Genomic DNA, 2130 nt, shown 5'->3' on the forward strand with positions numbered 1-2130 from the left:
CATTATTAGCGACTTTAATGAAGGATAGTTACTTGATCAGATCATCAATATTCAAAAAAGTTCAATTTATTTTAATCAATAGAAAATGCACGATCCCGCCCTGCTAGTTGCATCAATACCCACGGTAAACATTTATTTATAAAGAAGAAGCTCATCACAAAACGTTTAATAAACAGGACAAATAACAACCAAACCTGGATCACATTTTTGTATGTTTTTGAATGAAAGTGCATAAAAACGTTGCAGAACGGATTAACACTCCATAATATAAATTAAACTCCACTTTAAATGAATTGTCGGAGTATTTCTTCATAAAACTTATTTTAAGGTATTAATAATGAAAAAACTAACTGGTTTAATCGCAGCTCCACACACACCATTTACAGTAACCAATGAAGTTAACCACACAGTAATTGGCCAAATTGCAGAGCATCTTATCAAAGATGGTATTACAGGTATTTATATATGTGGTACCACAGGTGAAGGTATTCACTGTAGCGTCGCAGAGCGTAAGGCGATTGCAGAAACATGGGTAGAAGCCTGCGCAGGTAAATTAGATATTATTGTACACACGGGTGCATTAAGCATTGTGGATACACTTGAATTAACACGTCACGCTGACACGCTAGATATTCTAGCAACTTCAGCAATTGGGCCGTGTTTCTTTAAACCAGATTCAATTGATGCATTAGTTGATTACTGTGCAGCAGTCGCAGCAGCCGCCCCATCAAAAGGTTTCTACTACTATCATTCAGGTATGTCTGGTGTAAATCTAGATATGGAACAGTTCTTAATTGCAGCGGATAAGCGCATTCCTAACTTGTCAGGTTTAAAATTTAACAGTACTGATCTCTATGAATACCAGCGTTGTTTACGTGCAGTCGATGGCAAGTTTGATATTCCATTTGGTGTTGATGAGTTTTTACCTGCAGCCTTAGCAATTGGCGCAAAAAGTGCAGTGGGTAGTACTTATAATTATGCAGCTCCTATCTTCCATAAAATTATTGCAGCAGCTAAAAATAACGATCAACAAACTGTATTTGATAGCATGACAAATGTGATTAAATTAATCCGTGTATTAGTTGAATTTGGCGGTGTTTCTGCCGGTAAAGCAACCATGGCATTACATGGTATTAATGCAGGTGATGCACGTTTACCTTTATCACCACTCAGCACAGAGCAAAAAGCGACAGTGGTAGCACGTATGAAAGCAGCTGACTTCCTAGCGAAGTAACAAAATATAATAGTTTAAGTAGTCTAAGCAACTGTTTTTTTAAACATACTTCCTTAAGTTTGTAGCCAGTCCTCCGTGATTGGCTTTTTTTGGTTCATAAAAAGCAGATATTTAGACCTCCAATTTCCGGCTGTGAATCTGCTAATGACAAACGCATAAACTTTGTGATCTTGTATTGTGCAGGATAAACAAATTAGATGAGACCATGAATTATAATGAATAGTCACTCTTTTGATAAAATTTACAACACAGAGATTTCATACCAATTTCAATAATTTAAAATACCTATGTACTTCATTCAGACTAGTGTTTATTTTTAACTAGTCTCAGTCGAAAATAGTCTTTAATTGATGTTAAATATCTAGTAAATAGAGATAATTCAATATCACTTGGTATCTTTGTCCATTTGAGTATTCTTACCTGAGCTAGATACATAGGTAACCTGAATTTGGGTTAAGCCATTATGATATTTTTACCAATTAATACAGATTTTTCATTCGGTGTTAAATTGATTGAGGGTTTATTTTTTTTATGACAATATGCAATCAAGCCACCAAGCATATTTGCTATAAAGCCTGTAATACTGCGATGTCGTGAGTGCTCTACGTATGAGATATTTTTTACTTGATCATTGATAGTTTCAATAAGGTAATGTTTACTAAGCATTGCTTTATCCCATCTACTTATTGCTACCTTCTTCATGTTTTTTCGAACATTTGTTATTAGATCGTAAGCGATCAACAAACCCACTTAGCTGTACTTGTCCCACGCTATTAATTGATCATTTTTTAGATTCCATGGTAATACCAATTACAATAAATAGCTGATCTATTTTACTGGTTAAAACAACTCACTTCTACGTTGTAAGTTTCGCAAAGGGAACAACCATTTACGTC

General features: G+C 34.9%; 1 protein-coding gene and 1 pseudogene. One reads left to right on the top strand and one right to left on the bottom strand.

Translation table 11 applies throughout. The features are described 5' to 3' along the window. The first annotated feature begins 337 nt into the window (after window positions 1-337). On the top strand, window positions 338-1234 hold the full coding sequence (locus G322_RS0118930; protein WP_022943235.1) for a dihydrodipicolinate synthase family protein: 897 nt from the start codon (window positions 338-340) through the stop codon (window positions 1232-1234). 453 nt (window positions 1235-1687) lie between these two features. On the opposite strand, the pseudogene G322_RS0118935 reads toward G322_RS0118930, so the two are convergent. Beyond that, window positions 1688-1960, bottom strand: a pseudogene (locus tag G322_RS0118935) (transposase); the annotation flags it as partial. Window positions 1961-2130 lie beyond the last annotated feature (170 nt).

The organism is Psychromonas hadalis ATCC BAA-638 (assembly GCF_000420245.1).
Lineage (GTDB): Bacteria > Pseudomonadota > Gammaproteobacteria > Enterobacterales > Psychromonadaceae > Psychromonas > Psychromonas hadalis.

Bases quoted from the DNA above. Each gene is read 5' to 3' on its own strand.
- G322_RS0118930 (WP_022943235.1), top strand. From the start codon at position 338: ATGAAAAAACTAACTGGTTTAATCGCAGCTCCACACACACCATTTACA.